Origin of the sequence: Paenibacillus sp. FSL H8-0457 (genome assembly GCF_038051935.1) — a bacterium.
Classification (GTDB): Bacteria; Bacillota; Bacilli; order Paenibacillales; family Paenibacillaceae; genus Paenibacillus_AQ; species Paenibacillus_AQ lautus_A.
This window is the reverse complement of the sequence record NZ_CP150293.1, coordinates 5,507,584-5,525,807: the sequence shown is the minus strand read 5'-3', so window position 1 is coordinate 5,525,807 and position 18,224 is coordinate 5,507,584. Positions and strand designations below refer to the sequence as shown.

The 18,224-nt window shown below is 50.1% G+C and carries 12 protein-coding genes; 9 read left to right on the top strand and 3 right to left on the bottom strand.

Going from position 1 to position 18,224, the window contains the following annotated elements:
• Positions 1-464 precede the first annotated feature (464 nt).
• From MHI43_RS24585 to MHI43_RS24560, 6 genes are all read left to right on the top strand, one after another.
• Positions 465-1,379: an ABC transporter permease subunit gene (locus MHI43_RS24585; RefSeq protein ID WP_036659703.1), complete on the top strand. Its 915-nt coding sequence runs from the start codon at positions 465-467 to the stop codon at positions 1,377-1,379.
• A gap of 11 nt (positions 1,380-1,390) precedes the next feature.
• Positions 1,391-2,287, top strand: a complete 897-nt coding sequence (locus tag MHI43_RS24580) for a carbohydrate ABC transporter permease (RefSeq protein ID WP_015736932.1) — start codon at positions 1,391-1,393, stop codon at positions 2,285-2,287.
• A gap of 111 nt (positions 2,288-2,398) precedes the next feature.
• Positions 2,399-4,024 (top strand): extracellular solute-binding protein, encoded by a 1,626-nt coding sequence (locus tag MHI43_RS24575; RefSeq protein WP_036659698.1) that lies wholly within the window; start codon positions 2,399-2,401, stop codon positions 4,022-4,024.
• 96 nt (positions 4,025-4,120) lie between these two features.
• On the top strand, positions 4,121-7,168 hold the full coding sequence (locus MHI43_RS24570; protein WP_036659696.1) for a glycoside hydrolase family 38 C-terminal domain-containing protein: 3,048 nt from the start codon (positions 4,121-4,123) through the stop codon (positions 7,166-7,168).
• Entirely contained in the window at positions 7,165-7,302 is a 138-nt protein-coding gene (locus MHI43_RS24565) for a hypothetical protein (RefSeq protein WP_200868598.1), read from the top strand. The genes MHI43_RS24570 and MHI43_RS24565 overlap by 4 nt, the downstream gene beginning before the upstream one ends.
• A 602-nt stretch (positions 7,303-7,904) precedes the next feature.
• A complete protein-coding gene (locus MHI43_RS24560; protein WP_051425275.1) occupies positions 7,905-9,530 on the top strand; it encodes a hypothetical protein in 1,626 nt (541 codons plus the stop codon).
• 107 nt (positions 9,531-9,637) lie between these two features.
• Here MHI43_RS24560 and MHI43_RS24555 read toward each other — a convergent pair whose 3' ends face one another.
• On the bottom strand, positions 9,638-11,929 hold the full coding sequence (locus tag MHI43_RS24555; protein WP_036659694.1) for an AraC family transcriptional regulator: 2,292 nt from the start codon (positions 11,927-11,929) through the stop codon (positions 9,638-9,640).
• 299 nt (positions 11,930-12,228) lie between these two features.
• Here MHI43_RS24555 and MHI43_RS24550 point away from each other — a divergent pair, with 299 nt between their 5' ends.
• From MHI43_RS24550 to MHI43_RS24540, 3 genes are all read left to right on the top strand, one after another.
• A complete protein-coding gene (locus tag MHI43_RS24550) occupies positions 12,229-13,140 on the top strand; it encodes an ABC transporter permease subunit (RefSeq protein WP_235201612.1) in 912 nt (303 codons plus the stop codon).
• Positions 13,141-13,228: 88 nt separating this feature from the next.
• Entirely contained in the window at positions 13,229-14,140 is a 912-nt protein-coding gene (locus MHI43_RS24545) for a carbohydrate ABC transporter permease (protein ID WP_015736925.1), read from the top strand.
• 88 nt (positions 14,141-14,228) lie between these two features.
• The gene (locus MHI43_RS24540) at positions 14,229-15,767 is read left to right on the top strand and encodes an extracellular solute-binding protein (RefSeq protein ID WP_036659689.1); all 1,539 of its coding nucleotides are present in this window, start codon (positions 14,229-14,231) and stop codon (positions 15,765-15,767) included.
• 72 nt (positions 15,768-15,839) lie between these two features.
• Here the strand turns inward: MHI43_RS24540 and MHI43_RS24535 are convergent, their stop codons facing one another.
• Together MHI43_RS24535 and MHI43_RS24530 are read right to left on the bottom strand one after the other, a co-directional pair.
• The gene (locus tag MHI43_RS24535; protein WP_015736923.1) at positions 15,840-16,853 is read right to left on the bottom strand and encodes an SGNH/GDSL hydrolase family protein; all 1,014 of its coding nucleotides are present in this window, start codon (positions 16,851-16,853) and stop codon (positions 15,840-15,842) included.
• A 42-nt stretch (positions 16,854-16,895) separates the two neighbouring features.
• On the bottom strand, positions 16,896-17,963 hold the full coding sequence (locus MHI43_RS24530) for a GntR family transcriptional regulator (protein WP_235201611.1): 1,068 nt from the start codon (positions 17,961-17,963) through the stop codon (positions 16,896-16,898).
• Positions 17,964-18,224 lie beyond the last annotated feature (261 nt).

Genomic DNA, 18,224 nt, shown 5'->3' with positions numbered 1-18,224 from the left:
GTAGACGAAAGCAAATGCGTTTTCGGCGAACGTTAGGATACAGTCTGGGGGTGAAAATGAATGCGCTTACATATAGAACGAACCAAATGGCCAGGCTCATACGACCTGGACCAATAACACCAGCTATATCCGATCACAACGTGTTAAGTTAATAGTGCGTGTTCAAAAAGCCAGACTTTCAGCACCGAAGCTTATGCTTCCGATGTGCGTTTTTTCAAAACGCTTCAGTTGGATGAAGCTAGGGACTGAGGAGTGGAGCTACACGTTTTCGCAGAAAACGTCTTCGAAAGCATCTGCTGTTTTGGGTACGTGAGCACCTGAAATGTTTCCGCAGGAAACATGCTTCGGAAGCTTCTACTTAGGCCCGGCTGAATTCAAGATTCGATGTCGAATAAACTTTCAGTGCTACTTCGTGATCAAAGCGGGACTTTTTGAACAACCTCTAACAGTCAGGAGGTGTTCCTTTGAAAACAACCAATAACAGGCTGGTGGCCAGGATCATCAAGCACCGCTATCTCTATCTTATGGTGCTTCCCGGCTTTCTGACGCTGTTAATCTTTCACTATTTTCCGATGTACGGAATATTAATCGCTTTCAAAGATTTCAATGCTTCCAAGGGGATTTGGGGAAGCGAGTGGGTAGGTATAAAATATTTCGCTTCTTTTTTTAACGATCCGATGGCGTTCAGGGTATTAAAGAATACTTTGCTTCTTGGTTTGTATACTTTATTTTGGTCATTTCCGGCACCGATTATATTGGCTCTGTTGTTTAATGAATTGAAGAACAAGGGCTTCAAGAAGCTTGTGCAGACAGTTTCTTATTTTCCGCATTTTATTTCGGTCGTCATTGTTGCGGGGATGCTTAAGGAATTTACGGCAAGAGACAGTTTGTTTAACCATATTGTCGGATTCTTCGGCGGAGACCCGATCATGTTTCTTCTCGAACCTGACTATTTCCGGACCATCTTCATTTCTTCCGGCATATGGCAGGGCGTCGGGTTCGGCACCATCATCTACCTTGCTGCATTAAGCGGAATTGATCCTACGCTGTATGACGTGGCCGATGTAGACGGCGCAGGCCGGTGGAAAAAAGTCTTGCACATCACATGGCCGTCGCTCAAGCCGACCACCATTATTTTGCTGATTTTTGCCGTCGGAGGAATCCTCGGGAGCGATTTCCAGAAGATCATTCTGCTCTATTCGCCTGAGACTTACGAAGTAGCGGATGTCATCGGATCCTATGTTTATCGTCAAGGTATACTGGGCGCACAATACGAGTACACGACGGCCATCGGATTATTCATGTCGGTTATTTCCTTTACGATCCTTTACTTGACCAATTGGTTAAGCCGGAAAGTATCAGAGACGAGTTTGTTCTAGGTGGTGGGATGTTGAAAAAGGCTAGTTTGGGTTCCAGAGCTTTCGATGTATTCAATGTTGTTATCATGCTATTCATCCTGATTGTCGTGCTGTATCCGATTCTGAACATTATCGCGACATCGTTAAGCGGCACGCGTTACATCTCCTCGGGGAGCGTAACGATTTGGCCCAAGGGATTTAATCTGGAAGCGTACACGACGGTGTTTCAGGATCCTTACATTTTCAAAGGATATCTGAACTCGATCATTTATGCGGCCGGCTCTACGGGCATCATGCTGCTGTTTACGGCACTGATGGCGTATCCGCTCACGATTCCGGGATTTGCGGGCAAGAAATTTCTGACCATTTTTCTCATGATTACGATGTTTTTCGGCGGCGGATTAATTCCGACCTATCTGCTTATGCGCGGATTGAACCTGTTGGATACGGTCTGGGTCATGATTCTCCCCGGTGCGATCAGTGCTTATAATGTGTTTCTGTTTCGGACCTTCTTTCTGAATATTCCTTCTGAGCTGAAGGACTCCGCCTATATCGATGGGGCGAGTGACTTGGTGGTTCTCTTCAGGATCATACTTCCGTTGTCCAAAGCGCTGTTTGCAACCTTTGCTCTATTTGGTCTTGTCGGAAGCTGGAATAGTTGGTTCGAGGCTTTGATTTATTTGCGAGATCAGGACAAGTATCCCTTGCAGATGGTGCTTCGAAACTACCTGTTTACCTTGGATACGACTGCGATTCAAGGGCGGGTAGGAGGCGGCGCGGTCGCCATCAATGCTCCGGGGGAAACGCTTGATCCAAAGGCGGTACGAATGAGCGTCATCATTATTACCATGTTTCCGATCATGTGTATTTATCCGATCTTCCAGAAGCATTTCACCAAAGGGATATTCGTCGGCTCCATCAAAGGCTAGAGAAGCGGATGCGGCGGTGCAAGTTAGCTAAGTGTGCAGTCATTCATGATCAGTAACGAATAGCAGATTTGAAGAAGAAGCGGTTCATTGTGCAAATTAGGGGGAAATGGAATGAACAAATTGGCAAAGATGCTTGTCCTCGGATTGGCCCTACTGATGGTTTTTTCCGGATGTTCGAATAATTCCAAAAAAACCGATACCCATGAAGAGAATCAAGAAGTCATGCGCTTTTCGGTCACGCTGCCTGCGAACGGTGTGGATAATCCGAACAGCCTGGTAGGCAAGGAATGGCATAAACGCATGGAAGCTTATATGGGCAAGAAGGTGGAAATTGAATATAACTATATTCCGTCTTCCGAATATGACGAGAAGGTCAAACTTATGATCGCAAGCGACGATCTGACGGATTTCTTCGTGACGCCTTTGTTCTATGATACGACCGAAATGGCCGAACAAGGCCAGCTTCTCGAGTTAGGCCAGTATAAAGATTTAATGCCGAACTATATGAACTACATTGGCAAGGTAAAAAACGGGATGAAGCGGGTAACGGATGCTGAAGGCAACATGTTCACCTTTAAAGAAACCTCCACGCCCAGATTCCCCGAGGATCGCGGCATGCTCATCCAGAATACGTCTGCCTACCGCTATGACGTGTTCGAGGCCAATAACATCAAAATTCCGGAAACGCTTGATGAATTTTATGGGGCTGCCAAAAAACTTAAAGAGCTCTACCCCGACAAATATCCCGTTGCGACAAAGTGGAATAGCTTGAGATCGTTGTTCTCCGCGAACCATATCCGGGATGAAATTTTCTGGGACGGCGAGAAATACGTATACGGAGTTTTGGATGAAGGATATAAAGATGCCCTCCAATTTGCAAATAAGCTGTATGCCGAGAAGCTGTTAGATCCGGAATACACCATTGATACAGACGATACGCTGAAAAGAAAAGCGCTGAACGGCGACAACCTCATGTGGCTGACACAGTGGTTTACGACGCCGGCCGAGTATACGAGAACGGCCGACGACGGGAAGATTTTCGCGGTTTCGTTGTATCCCGACAATCCGAAGTACGGAAAAGCCTGGCAGGAGGTCGTGAACGGCAATACCCCTGACTTGGGCTGGGGAGTCTACGGCGTAAGCTCGAAAGTCAAAAACCCTGAAGAATTGATCAAATTCATCGATTATCAATATTCGGATGAAATGATCCAGCTCATCACTTGGGGAATCGAGGGCACGACCTATACGATCGGAGAAGACGGCGTTCCGACCTTTGTCGACTCGCTGAAAACGGCCAAGGATCCCTGGTTGGAGGGGGATAAATACGGCATGCGCGCAAGCCGAAACCATAACCCCGGTCTGCAGATGGTAAGCGACGCAAGAGCGTTCGTAGATTTTGCCGCGACAGACTATACGGTATTCAACGGCAAATATGAAGAGGTGCCGATTGAGAAGGCGGAATTCCTGACGAGTCTGCCCATGCCCGAGAACGACTATGTTCCTTCCTGGTTGAGCGAGCCGTCGATTCAACTCACGGGGAGCGAAAGCCAGCGGGTTTCGGAGATTATGAACCCGATCAAGACGTTCGTTACGGAAGAACAAGCCAAATTCGTAGCAGGGAAGAACAGCTTCGACAATTGGCAGGCATTCATCGATAAGGTCAAAAAAATGGGCAACATTGATGAAGCGCTGAAAATCTATAATGATGCTGCACAAAGAGCGCTAGGAAACGAATAGAGAGAGCGTCCCTCCGCTGCTACCGCGGAGGGGCGCTTATGTTGCAAAACGATAGGATCAAAACAAAGATAACGAAATCATAGGATGTGAGAAACCTTGAGTGAAAAAAAAGAGATTTTATTCCATGTGGAAAAGCTGCTAAACAAAAGAGATCCATTTATGATAACGAAGCTTACTTCTATAGATTTTTCCGGTTTTACGACAATGGAACAACTGTTCATTCATGAAATGGATGGACAACCGTTTGAGAGTTACGCTCCGGGTCAGCGGTGGGGAGAAAAATGGGGGTACGGCTGGTTCCGCTCCAACATCATCGTTCCCAAAGAGGCCGAAGGCAAACGGCTAGTGGCGATGCTTGATTTCGGATCCGAAGCGACCGTATACATAAACGGTAGCGTGAGCGGCGCAAAGGACCTTAACCATCATTACGTAACTTTAACCCGTTCGGCAAAAGCCGGCGAGTCATTTGAAATCGTCGCGGAAGCGTACGCCGGACATTCGGATTCCAGGCCGACGTTCGGAGAGTCGCAGCTCTGCGTTTTTGAAGAGGAAGTCTACCAGTTTTTCATCGATTTGGAATGCTTGTACGATCTTCGCAATCATCTGGATTCCAAATCCCTCCGCGTGGCGGAGATTGATCGTTGCCTGACTCAGGTGTTCGCGACGATTGACCTGACCCTCCGGCAGGAATCGCTCGGCGAGAACGCTAAGCAGTGTCGGAAGTTGATGGAGCCGCTATTGGCCTGCGTGAACGGTTCGACGGCGCCGACCCTGTACCTGATGGGACAGTCCCACCTGGATGTCGCCTGGCTGTGGCCGATCGCGGAGACAAAGCGGAAGATTGCGCGGACCATGTCCAATCAGCTGGCGCTCATGGACGAATATCCGGAATACACGTACACCCAGAGCCAGCCGTATTTGTTCCAGGTGGTCAAGACGCTGTATCCGGAGCTTTATGCGCGCATCAAACAGGCTGTAAAGGGAGGGAGGATCGTTCCCGAAGGCTCCATGTGGGTGGAGCCCGATACGAATCTGCCCAGCGGCGAGAGCCTGATCCGGCAGGCGCTGCACGGCAAGCGGTTCTTCAAGGACGAATTCGGCGTGGACAACGAGATGCTGTGGCTGCCTGACGTATTCGGCTATTCCGGGAACCTGCCGCAAATTATGAAGGGCTGCGGGATCCATTATTTCGCGTCTACAAAATTGTTCGGTACTTATGATAATGTAGCGGACCCGTTCCCGCATAATACGTTCCTGTGGGAAGGGATCGACGGTTCGCAAATTTTGACGCATCTGATGAACTACGGCGATTACTACCCGATTCGGATCAACCCGTCGTTCTTGATCCATCAGTGGAGCGATCGCGTCCAGCTTGAAGGAATTTCCACGCGGCTCACGCAGTTCGGACACGGCGACGGAGGCGGCGGCTCCAATCGGGATGATCTCGAATTTATGCGCAGGCTCGGCAATTTGGAAGGCGTCCCCAAGACGAAACATGGCTCGCCGATCGAATTTTTTGAGGATCAGATCGAAAGAGGCATTCCTGAAGCCAAATATGTAGGAGAGCTCTATTATCCCGCTCACCGCGGAACATATACGACGCAAGCGATCATCAAAAAGCTGAACCGGAAGGCGGAAATCGGTTTCCGCGAGGCGGAGCTATGGGGGGCTGCGGCGGAGCTGTTTAATAACCGGGCTTACCCTTACGAGGACTTGGAGCGGTTGTGGAAGACCTTGCTGCTGCACCAGTTCCACGATATTCTGCCGGGCTCCTCCATCCATCGCGTCCATGAAGAGGCACAGATGGAGCTGAAGGCATTGAATGAGAACGTGTATGACTTGGCTTCGGAGACAAGGGATGCGCTCACGGACGGCGATGCATCCCGGGTTACCGTCTTTAACTCGCTGTCGTGGCCGAGAAAGGAGCTGGTCGCGTTGCCTGCCGGCGTTCAGGGCATTGCGGATGGGAACGGGGCGGTTCTGCCGGTGCAATTGCACGAAGGCGTTACCTATGCCGAGGTGGAGGCCCCTTCCATGGGCTGGTCGACGTACAAGGCTGAAGCGGAAGCGACGGGTGCTCCAGCAGCGTCGGCGGTCCTTGCGACGGAATCGCGTCTGGAGAATGAATGGATTGCGCTCGAAATAAACGAACGGGGCGAGTTAACAGCTATTTCCGACAAGGAGACCGGCACGGAATGGGCGGCGGATCGCTGCAACGTCATGCGGATGTATCGGGATCAAAATTCGGATTTCGATGCTTGGGAGATCGATCGGCGCTACCGCTTGGCACCCGTCGAGCTGAATGCGAGCGCCAAAGTTTCCGTTACCGCGAACGGCCCGCTCTTCGCGAATATTCGGGTCGAGCGCGAACTGAACCAATCGACCCTGATCCAGGATATCCGGCTAAGTGCCGGCAGCCGCCGTGTGGAATTCCATACGACGATTCACTGGCGCGAGAAGAATAAGCTGCTAAAAGTCGATTTCCCTGTTCGCGTTCACACAAACGAGTCGCTGCAGGAAATTCAGTTCGGTTACGTCAAGCGGCCGAATCATGCTTCGCGTCCGCATGATGCGGATCGTTACGAAGTGGTTCAGCATAAATGGTCGGCGCTTGCGGAGACGAACCGCGGTTTTTCGCTGCTGAACGATTGCAAATACGGGATTTCCGTCAACGACAACACGATGAGCCTAACGCTGCTTCGGGCACCGACGTGGCCGGATGAGACGTCCGATCAAGGGACGCATCATTTTACATATGGATTTACGTTCTGGAACGGCGCGTTCCTGGATAGTCCTGTCGTGCGGGAAGCTTACGAGCTGAACTATCCTGTCAGCCTCGTGTCCGGAGGGGGCCGGGAGGCGCAAACGTTGCTCTCCATCGATCAAGCCAATGTGATCGCGGAGACGGTCAAGCTTGCCGAAGACGGATCGGGCGATTGGATCGTGCGTCTGTACGAGAGCAAGGGAGCTTCCGTAGCGTGCGGGCTTCACTTCGGGCTGTCCGTTGCGGCGGTTTATGAGACCAATATGCTGGAGGCGAAGTTGGCGGATTTGCCGCACGAGGGCGAAGAGGTATCGCTTCAGTTCCGTCCGTTCGAGGTGAAGACGATCAGGCTCCGGCCGTATGGGAGGAATAGGGGATGAGGCTGAACGAAGGGCAGCCCCTGGTCATGATCGGCGACTCGATCACGGTCTGTGAGCGTAAGTATCCATACGGGAGGCGATCGGGTTTGATTGGTCGCGCATGCGAATGGGCTCCTGACGTCAACTGTCCTTAGTTGGTAGAGTTTCTACTATTTATTGGGGGGAAAAAGGGAACCGATGCTTCCTTCATCAGCATGGGGCAGGTGATCCGCAATATGCATCCCGAGATCTGTGCAAAGTTCTGGAAAGTTCTTCGAAGCGGACCTGCCCTATTCGCCTGAGCCGCTTCGCGCGATATTCATAAGCAGATTTATGGGTTCAAAAGACGTTTCTTCACAGAGAACAGCCGCGCAGCTTGAGCGGCTGTTACACATAAAGAATTATGTATTCGCTTACATTATAGGCTTCGAGACGAGGCTTCCTCATACCGCAAGAAAAGTTCCGGTGCTATGTAATCTGGCTTCATTGAATAAGCACGTCGATAGACGCTTTTTATTGCTCGATCCCCTACGTTTTTGTATTGCTCTCCTTACTGCGAAAGGAGGTGGTTAGTGAGGAGTCCAACAACGGAGAAGCGATGAGACTCAGCGTCGCTTCGATCGCTTGGCCGCGATAGATCAATCGCATCCAGAGGTATTTCGTAACCATGGTTGTAGAAATAGGGTTTGAACAGACGGTATCGGGACAGTGCAATGATTTTTTCTATTAAAACGACAAAGACCGGGAGGTAAGAGTAATGAAACTGAAACAGTGGAAACGTGCGGGGATATGGACTTGCATCCTGCTGATGGCCATGACGGCGCCGGGCGCCGCGATCGCAGCGCAGGCGGCCGGAAGCAGCGCCGAGCAGAATGTGAGCAGTGAGAAGATGAAAGTCCAGGTTCCATTCATGATCAAGGTCGTGGATGCCGAGACGGGCAGGGGCATTCCTCATGTCCAACTGAAGACGACGAACAGTGTGCTGTATTATACGGACAGTGCCGGAATTGTGGCATTCGACGAGCCAGGTCTGATGGACCAGACGGTCTTCTTCCATATGTCGAGCGACGGCTACGACATTCCTGCCGATATGTTTGGCAACCGGGGGCAGGCTGTAGAGGTTAAGCCCAACGGCAGTGTAACGCTCGAGATGAATCGGATCAACATTGCAGAGCGGCTGTACCGGCTGACAGGCCAAGGCATTTATCGCGACAGCTTACTCGTTGGCCAGAAGCCGCCCATTAAGGAGCCGCTGATCAACGGTCTGGTCATGGGACAGGATTCCGTTCAGACGATTGAGCACAACAATAAGCTGTACTGGTTTTGGGGCGATACCGACAGACCGGCCTATCCACTGGGGAACTTCCGCGTGACGGGTGCGACTTCCAAGCTTCCGAGTAAAGGGGGGCTGGACCCGGATGTCGGCGTGAATCTGGACTATTTTACGAATCAAGACGGTTTCGTCAAAAGTTTGGTGCCGCCACTGCCTGACGGTGCAGGCATAGCCTGGGTATTCGGTCTGATGACCGCCAAAGATAGCACCGGACAGGAGCGTCTGCTCGCCGGCTACAGCACGCACAATCCTGAACCCACCGCCTTCGGTATTCTCGTCTTTAACGACACCACGAAGGAGTTTGAGCAGGTCGTCCAGTTCCCTTCCAAAGACGATTGGCGCCATCCGGGCGGACAGGCGACCTACTACGAGGAGGGCGGGGAGGGATATTGGCTCTTTACCGAACACCGAATTCCGAATTTGCGCGTTGCTGCCAGCTATGACGCCATCATCGACTATACCCAATACGAATCGTTTACTTGCCTGACGCCGGGAACGACATACAACGGGGATCAAACGTCGCTGGAACGCGACGCGGACGGCAAGCTCGTATGGGGCTGGAAAAAGGACACTCAGCCGCTCAACCAAGAACAAGAAAAAGAGCTGATCCAATTAGGCCTGATCAAAGCTGACGACCCGCGTTATTATCAATTGAAGGATATCGATACTGGTGAAGACGTTCAAATCGCCCAAAGCTCCATTGAATGGAATGAATATCGGCAGCGTTACGTGATGATCGCGCAGCAGGTACAAGGCAAGACATCGGTACTTGGGGAAGTCTGGTACGCGGAAGCACCATCGCCTCAAGGTCCTTGGACCAATGCCAAGCATATTGTTACGCATAACGACTATACTTTTTATAACGTAGCCCAGCATAAACAATTCAACAAGGACGGCGGCCGAATCATCTACTTTGAAGGAACCTACACGAATACATTCACGAATCATGTCCCAACGCCGCGGTATAACTACAATCAAGTCATGTATAAACTCGACTTGGCGAATCCGAAGCTAGGGCTGGAGCCGGTTCAAGAAACGACCGGTAAATAGCGCCGGAGCTTTTTGGATAAACGAATAAGGACCTTTCCGTAAGCGCCGTAGAGCCCTACCGGAGAGGTCCTTTTCGACTTGAACTTGTTTCTGCGGAACAAGCGTACCTAGCTGCCGCTTCTCCATGATAAGCTGGGAGAAGCGATATCTTTACCGGCGGAGTCTCCGTGGATTTCCCGATACTGTTTCGGAGTGAGATTCGTGAACTTCTTGAATGCGGAGAAAAAATGCCCTTTGGATATGAAGCCGCATTGATCAGCGATCTCCAGCACCGAGAGCTGGCTGGATGTCAGTTTTTCCTTCACTCTCCCGATTCGTTCCTGAAGGATGTACTCGGACAATGATACGTTCATGATTTCCTTGAATAGCTGCCGGATATAGCTGACGGAGAAGGAAAAATTGTCGGCTACCTGCTCGATCGATAATTGCGCATCCTGCAAGTGGTTGTCCACATACTCTTTGATCTCCAAGACGATCTCTTCCTTGCGGCTCGAGGATTTCGGAACTTCGGTCTCGGATGCGAGCATCGTGACGATGCTCTCCAGCCATGCTTGAAACTCGGACAGCGTGCTGTACCGCTCCAGCAATTGATGGATGCTGCTGATTTCGTGCAGGACGCTGGACTTGTTGAAGTTCTTGAGTAGATCATAGGTAAAGTAGGTCAGGTTAAGCTTACAGTCGCGATAAGGCAGCTCATGGACGTGCTTCATCTGCTGACCCAGCAGAACGAGCGCGGTCTCCGGGCGGCCGCGGCGAATCGCCTTAATGATCTCGGCTGTCTCCAGCGCCTCAGATGCAGAAGGATACCCTGCCATGAACTCTTCATAATCGCTCTCCAGAAAAATTTGCTTCTCTCCGTTAAGAAATCGCAGCTTCGTCAATTCGTAGATATGGTCATAGATATTTCGGATATTGGCGCCAAAGTCATAGGCATTGCTGACTGCGGCGGTTGTATCAACGTTTAGGATGCAGGCTACCTGATTCTGGGTCTCCTCCAGAAGACGTTGTAGTTGAAGCTCGCCGGATGCATGGCCCCCAATGACCAGTATGATATGGTCGCCGCCCATATCCAAGCCTTCGGCTGCATAAGAACCTGCTCCAATCACTTCTTCGCTAATATTGCGTATGGCGTACTTGATCAATTTCCGGGAGGGGAAATCGTAACGTTCGCAAAAGACGGTATAGGCTTCGATCCGAAGGACGGCCAAAAACAGAGATTCACAGGAGGCCAGTTTGGTCTTGGTCTGAATATATTCGTAGCTCTTGGTACCCGGCGTCCCGTGGAGCATCCACTGGGCGAGAAGCTCCGTTCGAACGAGCTCGGATTGGTTTCTCATGGATTCATGAAGCTGTTCCACATTATTCAGCAGCATATCGATGCCGTCATGGATCCATTGGATATCCGGCTTGGCATCGGTCGTGGAGTTTGCGAACGCAACCGTTCCCTTCAGCTTTTCCGACAAGAAGGTGATGGAGCGCAAGGAACGGCGAGAACTCCAGAAGAACAACAAGGAGAGGAGTGCCAATAGCAGCAATGTATACGTTATCAATTTTTGTTGGAATAAGGAGATATGGCGTGTCAAAATATGATACTCGTTCGAATAGTATACCGACCAATTTTCAGTAGTCAGCTTGGCTGTATTGACGAACCATCTCTGGTGGGGAAGCCGAACTTGAAAATCGCTGTCCTGCTGCTCCCGGCTCGCTTGATAAAGCTGTCCGCTCAGCGCGGGATTGGACATGCCCAATAGAAGCTGCCCATGCTCGTCGAGAATCCGAATGTCTTGCTCCGAGGAGACCGTTTGGCCGAACAGAAGCTTCGACAGCAGCGGTTTATCAACGAGCAGCACGAGATAATAGTCAGACGGCTTCTCGGGGGTTGCAGGCAGAATAAGAGCCAGGGAGTCCGAACCATCCAGCGAATGATTAAAGAAGCGCAAGTATTGGGGGTGGAATGACTCCACGCGCTCCAGCATGCGCTGGTCGGCAAAGGATTCATTACGGACGATTCCGGCTTTGGAATCGACGACAAGATCGTGCTTCAAATTAATCAGATAAGATCGCTGGATGAGCGGTTCGGTGGACATGAAATTGGATTGGGCGACGAGTGCAGCATGGTTGATGAGCGGATCGTTGCTTGTATTGAAGAACCAGTTCTGAATATTCTGATCGGCATACATGCTGAGCCCGTTGGCTTTCAAATTGCCGAGAATCATTTCGGCCTTCGAAGCCAGGTTGTTGACTTCGTTCTGCGAATTGCTGTGAACCTCCAGCATGGTATATTTTGCGAATTCCGCAGACAGTAAATAGACGAAAGGAATAATGGAACAGATCAGAACGGTGGTCAGTAAAAGAAAGGTTCGAAAATAGGTCTTCTGTAAAATGGGTTTGATCTTCATATAATGCCAGCACCCCTTGCTGATGGATTGACGGTTTAAGGGTATAACGTAACGGTTCGATAGAAGAAACGAACCGGGACCTCCTTACTCAATCATATCCTGACCCTTGTGTGAAGTCCTCATTTTGACAAAGTAGAAATTAAGATGATACCGGAAGTCCGATTGCCGCACAATCCTTAGGTTGAGTACTCTTTGTGACACAATGAGGACTATTCCGAATGCCTCCTTCCGTACATAATAAACACTGTCAGGATATGGCCACATCGGACAGACCAGCTCGAATGGAGGGATACTATAATTTGAGAATGTTTAGGGATCTTGTAAAGAACCGGGGCTTGTATACGATGGCGATACCGGGAATCATCTTTCTCGTTGTCTTCTCCTATATTCCTCTGTCCGGACATTTGCTAGCATTCAAGGACTTTCAGATCAGCAAAGGCATATGGGGCAGTGATTGGGTGGGTCTGGACAACTTTCGCTTCTTTTTCTCCAATCGGGATTGGATTCAAGTTACGGTCAATACGGTTTATTTAAATGCGCTGTTCATTATTTTCGAGATGGTCTTTGCGCTTCTCATTGCGCTGTTCTTGAATGAGATTCGCTTGAAATGGTTTAAACGTACGATCCAATCCGTCGTCTTCCTGCCTTACTTCATTTCCTGGGTCGTCGTAGGGTATATGACATTCATTCTATTCAACAACACGGACGGTCTGATTAACCGCGTGCTGAGCATGAGCGGACTTCAAGCCGTCGATTGGTACCAGACCCCGTGGGTGTGGCCGATTATTCTAACCTTAACGCGAATCTGGAAAAGTGCCGGTTACTACTCGATTATTCTGCTCGCTGCCATTACCGGGTTCTCCACCGACTATTATGAGAGCGCCCGCCTGGACGGAGCCACGAGGCAGCAGCAGATGAAATACATTACGCTGCCTTTGCTGAAGCCGCAAATCATCATTCTCGTCCTCTTGGGAGTCGGACGGATCTTCTACGGGGATTTCGGCATGATCTACGGAATTATCGGGGACAACGGGATTCTATTCCCGACGACCGATGTCATCGATACATACTCCTATCGGGCGTTAAGACAGCTTGGTAATTTCAGCATGTCATCGGCTATCGTATTCTATCAGTCTATTATGGGGCTAATCGCCGTCGTTTCGTTTAATGCGCTGGTTCGGAAAATCGATAAAGACTCCAGATTATTTTAAGAGGTTGTTCAAAATGTCATCCTTCCATGAACGGACTCTTTGAACACGTGCATTAATTTTTCGAAATCCATAGGGAGGTGAACTTCATATGAATCGTCCGGTTGCTCTGATCCCGCCCCCACGAGTCCGACGGACAAACGGGTTCTCCGATAAAATGGCGGTGTTCTTGTTCGGGCTGTTTTTGATTCTATTTGCGCTGGTTTGTTTGTTTCCTTTTTGGCTGATGGTCATCAATTCGTTCTCCAGCACCCGAAGCTTGGCGGTGAACGGATACTCCGTATGGCCGGATGAATTTACGCTGGAGTCGTATCGTTTCCTCCTCCAGGGCAAACAAATGTTTACCAGCTATGGCGTCACCATTGCGGTAACAGTCATCGGAACCGTAATCGGCCTCGTTGTCACCGCGTTGTTTGCATACGTGCTGGCCCATCCGAAGAACCGGTACGGCGGCTTCCTCTCGTTCATGACCTACGTACCGATGGTCTTCGGCTCGGGACTCGTCGGCTTCTATCTTCTGGTCGTTCAATGGCTGCATCTGAAAGATACGTTGTGGGCGCTTGTGCTCCCTTACGTCATGAATCCGTTCTTTGCGTTTATCTTAGTCTCGTTCTATCGCTCGTTGCCTTATGAGCTGAACGAATCGGCTAACATGGACGGCGCCGGAGAGTGGACGATCTTCTTCAAAATTATCCGGCCGATCTCAACGCCGGTTATTGCGACGATCAGCTTGTTCTACGCGCTGCAATATTGGAACGATTGGTGGCTGTCGCTTCTGTTTATCGACAACAGCGATATGTACCCGCTGCAGCTGCTTCTTCGGCAGCTCATGTCGCAGATGCAGCTCACGTCGCTCAATCACGGGAATGTGCTGACGCTGCCGCCGGCGGAAGGGGTCAAGTTGGCAACGGTATGCCTGACGATCGGCCCGATTATACTCGTCTATCCGATGGTTCAAAAATATTTCGTCAAAGGTCTGACCCTCGGCTCGGTAAAAGGTTAAGATTGGGGCTCTACGCAAATGGCTGAGCGCGTTATAGATTGGCCCAGCCGCTTATACATAAGTTGATTATTTGAAGGGAGTCATTTACATGGCCAAATCAAAACGCAAATTCTTGGTGACGGCGCTGCTCGGACTAGCCATCGCGTTGTCCGGGTGCTCCGGATCCGGCGGGGATGCCTCCGCGCCGGGCGATGCCGGGGAAACCGGCGATCCGTCCCTTGAACCGGTCACTTTGGAGGTTGTCATTCCGGGGGCAAAGGGAGCTAACTATGACGAGGTGCTGACCGAAGTCAACAAGCGATTAAAAGCCGAAATCAATACGCAGGTTAAATTTACATTTGTCGACTTTGCCGATCTAAATCAGAAGACCAACGTCATGCTGGCTTCGGGAGAGAGCGTGGATTTGATGTTTGATGCCCCGTGGCTGCATTTGGACACGATGGCTTCCCAGGGCTATTACGAAGAATTAAGCGAACTGCTGGACCAATACGGCCCTAATGTGAAAAAGACGAGGCCGCAACAAATGTGGGACGCGAACAAAATTAACGGTAACATCTACGGTGTTCCCTTGGGAAGCGCCTATACCCAACAGAGATCGATTTTCATCCGAAAGGACCTGAGGGAGCAGTTAAACTTGCCGCCCGTAAAGACGTATGAAGATCTAAAAGCTTATCTCTACGCCGTTCGTGACAGTAACTCCGGCATCACTCCGCTCCTCGCGGGCGCTGACGACGTCACCTACAGCTGGGTCAACTGGCTGATCCGGGACGATACCGGCGTCAACATTCGTCCAACGAATTTTGCTGGCGCCAGCTTGATGCTGTATTACAAGGGCAACGATGGCAAGGTCTATAACTTCTTTGAAACCCAGGAACCAAAGATCTGGTCCGGCATCCAGGATGTCCGCCAGCTGTTCGTTGACAAAGTCATGTCGCAGGACGTTTTGACGAATAAAAGCAGCCCGGGAGATATGCAGCTCCAGAACAAAGTTGCGGCCACGCCCCAAATGGCCTTTGGCATTCCCAAAACGTACAACGACCAGTTGAAGCAGGTCGTGCCCGATGGAGAGCTGGAAGCCGTCCGTCTATTCGATCTGACGCCTGGAAAGAACCTATCCAATTACAAAATGGATAATTTCATCTGTATTGTGAAGACGAGCAAACATAAAGACCGTGCGATGATGTTCCTCGATTGGGCCAACCGGCAGGAGAATTATGATTTGTTGGAGCACGGCATCGAAGGCGTGAACTGGAAAGCGGTCGGCGAGCATCAATACGACACGCTGAACAACGATGGCGGCATTGTCTCGTTCCAGCTCATGTTGAATCCAACGTTAGAGCGGGAGTGGGCCGGTATCGACGAAGAGACCCGAGAGTATAGTCAATTCATTACGCAAGCCGACAACTTCACGAAGGATATCATGACCGGCTTCACTTTCGATCCGACGCCGGTGAAGAACGAAGTGGCCCAGTTCGCGACCATTCAGGCCAAATATTATAGCGGATTATTTAACGGTGCGCTTGATCCGGACGAATACTTCGCCAGATTCAAAACGGAAGGCGAAGCGGTGCTGAAGCAAATCCAGACTGAACTGCAGAATCAAGTAGACGCCTTCTTGGCAAAATAAAAGGGTTCCCTGTCCATTGAGAACGGCGACACGAAAAAAAGGACCGCTTCCTATACGGAGCGGTTCTTTTCGTTATGTTCTAGCAGCTGCCGGGGAAGGGGGGGACAGGGAACAAACCTGACGGATCGTCGCAGCCAAGTGTTCGGCCATTTGCCGATGCTTCTTGACGGAGGGGTGTCCGCAGCCTCCCATGCCGTCTTCCGGCCGTTTAATGAGCGGGAATTCGACGAAATGAATATTGTTGTCGCCTTCTTCGTTAAGGCTTTTGACGAGAGCCTTCAAATGGGGGGCGGGGCCGAGGGTCATCGGACCGATTGCGCAGAACAATGGGACGGACGGATATCTATTGCGAATAAAACCCGTCAATTTGCGATATTGTTCAAGGTAATCCGCAGGCTCGATGGGCGCGGACCAATCATTGGTCCCGAGATTTACGACAACGAACTCAGGATGAAACGGGTCCATGGCTTCTTGATCGAGATCAGGACAGATGGTTTTCATGAAATAATCCGACATGCGGCCTTCCTTGCCACCGCCGAAATTCTGATAGCATCCCGTACCGGATGCGCCCACAATCAATGTTTCGGCATTCAGAAGTTGACCGGTCAGCGAGCTGTAAGCAAGCGCGATATTTTCGCGAGAAGCATCGCAGTCGCAGGGAATCTGCGCTTCGTTGCCGAAGCCGCAGGTGATCGAATCGCCGATGACGAGCAGGCGATGGGGAAGAGGGGCTGGCGGGCTCAGAAAAGCTCCGTTCTCCGTCGTCAAATCGGTAAATTTAATGCTGCCGAATGCCGCTTCCGTACGCTTCTGCAGCGTTAAGGTATGGGGCGCGTCTTCAAGGTCATCCGCAAGCTGGTACAGCCGGTTATCCGGATCGATTCTCATCACCCTTACCGGAAGATCGTCGATATAGACGTTAAGCCAGCTTTTCCCCTCTCCGTTGACATCCTCGATCTCGGCCGTTATTTCCCGTCCATGAAAGCGCACGGTTATCGCACTGCCGGGAAGAAAACAAGATATGCCATCCTGCTCTTGATGAAAGAGCCCGTGTCTCAGACTGGAAGTCGAAAAGTCGAATTTCATAACGCATTCCTTCCTTTCATTGATCTATTTGAGCTGACAAAGTTAGGCGTAAGGGTTCTCGCAAGTAGACTCCCGGATCACCAAAGAAACACCCGACAATATTTTCGTGTTGCGTCCATGAGTTTTGCCTAGAATAACCTGGTGAAGTAAATTCGCAGCGTTTCTGCCGATTTCCTCGAAATCTTGCCGGACGGTAGACAGTCCGATCGATAAGTTGCTGGAATGGTCCCAATCGTCGAATCCCATAATGGAAACATCCTGCGGAATTCTAACGCGGCGGTCGGTCAGCTTCTCGATCATTTCTATGGCAAGTTTGTCATTGCAGCAAAACAAAGCGGTAACATCCCGCTTCAAAATACTGTCGGCTAGTGCGTCATAGTCCACGCGGGTCAGCAAGTTATCGTCGGTTACCGGAAATCCTGCCTGACGCATGGCACTGCAGTAGCCGGCGAACCGCTCCTGCTCGGAGTGAAGAAAGAAGTGATAGCTTGCAAACTTTATTTTGGTGTGCTTCAGACGCATCAGCTCCCGGGTGGCCAGGATCGCCCCGTCGTAGTTGTTGCTTCCGGAAAAATAGCTGGGATGATCCACATTGTACCGGTCTACCAACAGATAGGGGATGTTGTTTTGTTCGATGATTAGGTAGTTATCCTTGCTCTGGATCGGATCGAACGGATAAATCAAGAAGCCGTCGACTTTCCGGTCCAGCATTTTCTGAATGGATGATTGTTCAACGGCCAAATTTTCATTGCTCCATTCCACAATTAAGGAGTAATTGAATTCGGCTGCCACTTGCTGCGCGCCTTTGATGATTTTCATATACGATACATCGTAATTGTCCTCTGCCGATAAGATAAACGCGATCAAGTGACTCGAACGGTCCGCGGCTTGAGCTCCGTTTACAAAAGAGCCTTTTCTTTTGATTCGGGTGATTGCGCCTTCGTTTGCCAGCTCCGTCATCGCTTTTCGAATCGTTATTCCGCTTACATGAAATTGTTTCATCAGGTCTTCTTCATTCGGCAGTTTATCGCCGGGTCGAAGCTTGCCGACTTGAATCTGATGCAGCAGCGCTTGTTTAACCGTCATGTACTTCGGCTCGTTCACAATCATTCTCCTCTTTTTACAAACTGATGATAAGTTTGGCATGTTAAATGATTATATAAAAGTATACTTTATTAATATATTAAAATCAAGCCTGCAATCTATGATTACGTTATATATATATATTATAGTAGAGAATTGCTTTATAATTGACTGAATTCATATGAATTGATAATATAAATATAGGTTTATCGATAAAATAAAGTATACTTTATTATTCGTGAGTAGTGAGTGCTATACTGATAGTCAATGCAAAAGCTGAAGGGAGGG

What these genes read in the sequence shown, in the direction of transcription:
- MHI43_RS24555 (WP_036659694.1), bottom strand. Translation starts at nt 11,929, where the DNA reads ATGAAGATCAAACCCATTTTACAGAAGACCTATTTTCGAACCTTTCTT.
- MHI43_RS24545 (WP_015736925.1), top strand. Translation starts at nt 13,229, where the DNA reads ATGAATCGTCCGGTTGCTCTGATCCCGCCCCCACGAGTCCGACGGACA.
- MHI43_RS24540 (WP_036659689.1), top strand. Translation starts at nt 14,229, where the DNA reads ATGGCCAAATCAAAACGCAAATTCTTGGTGACGGCGCTGCTCGGACTA.
- MHI43_RS24560 (WP_051425275.1), top strand. Translation starts at nt 7,905, where the DNA reads ATGAAACTGAAACAGTGGAAACGTGCGGGGATATGGACTTGCATCCTG.
- MHI43_RS24575 (WP_036659698.1), top strand. Translation starts at nt 2,399, where the DNA reads ATGAACAAATTGGCAAAGATGCTTGTCCTCGGATTGGCCCTACTGATG.
- MHI43_RS24530 (WP_235201611.1), bottom strand. Translation starts at nt 17,963, where the DNA reads ATGATTGTGAACGAGCCGAAGTACATGACGGTTAAACAAGCGCTGCTG.
- MHI43_RS24565 (WP_200868598.1), top strand. Translation starts at nt 7,165, where the DNA reads ATGAGGCTGAACGAAGGGCAGCCCCTGGTCATGATCGGCGACTCGATC.
- MHI43_RS24535 (WP_015736923.1), bottom strand. Translation starts at nt 16,853, where the DNA reads ATGAAATTCGACTTTTCGACTTCCAGTCTGAGACACGGGCTCTTTCAT.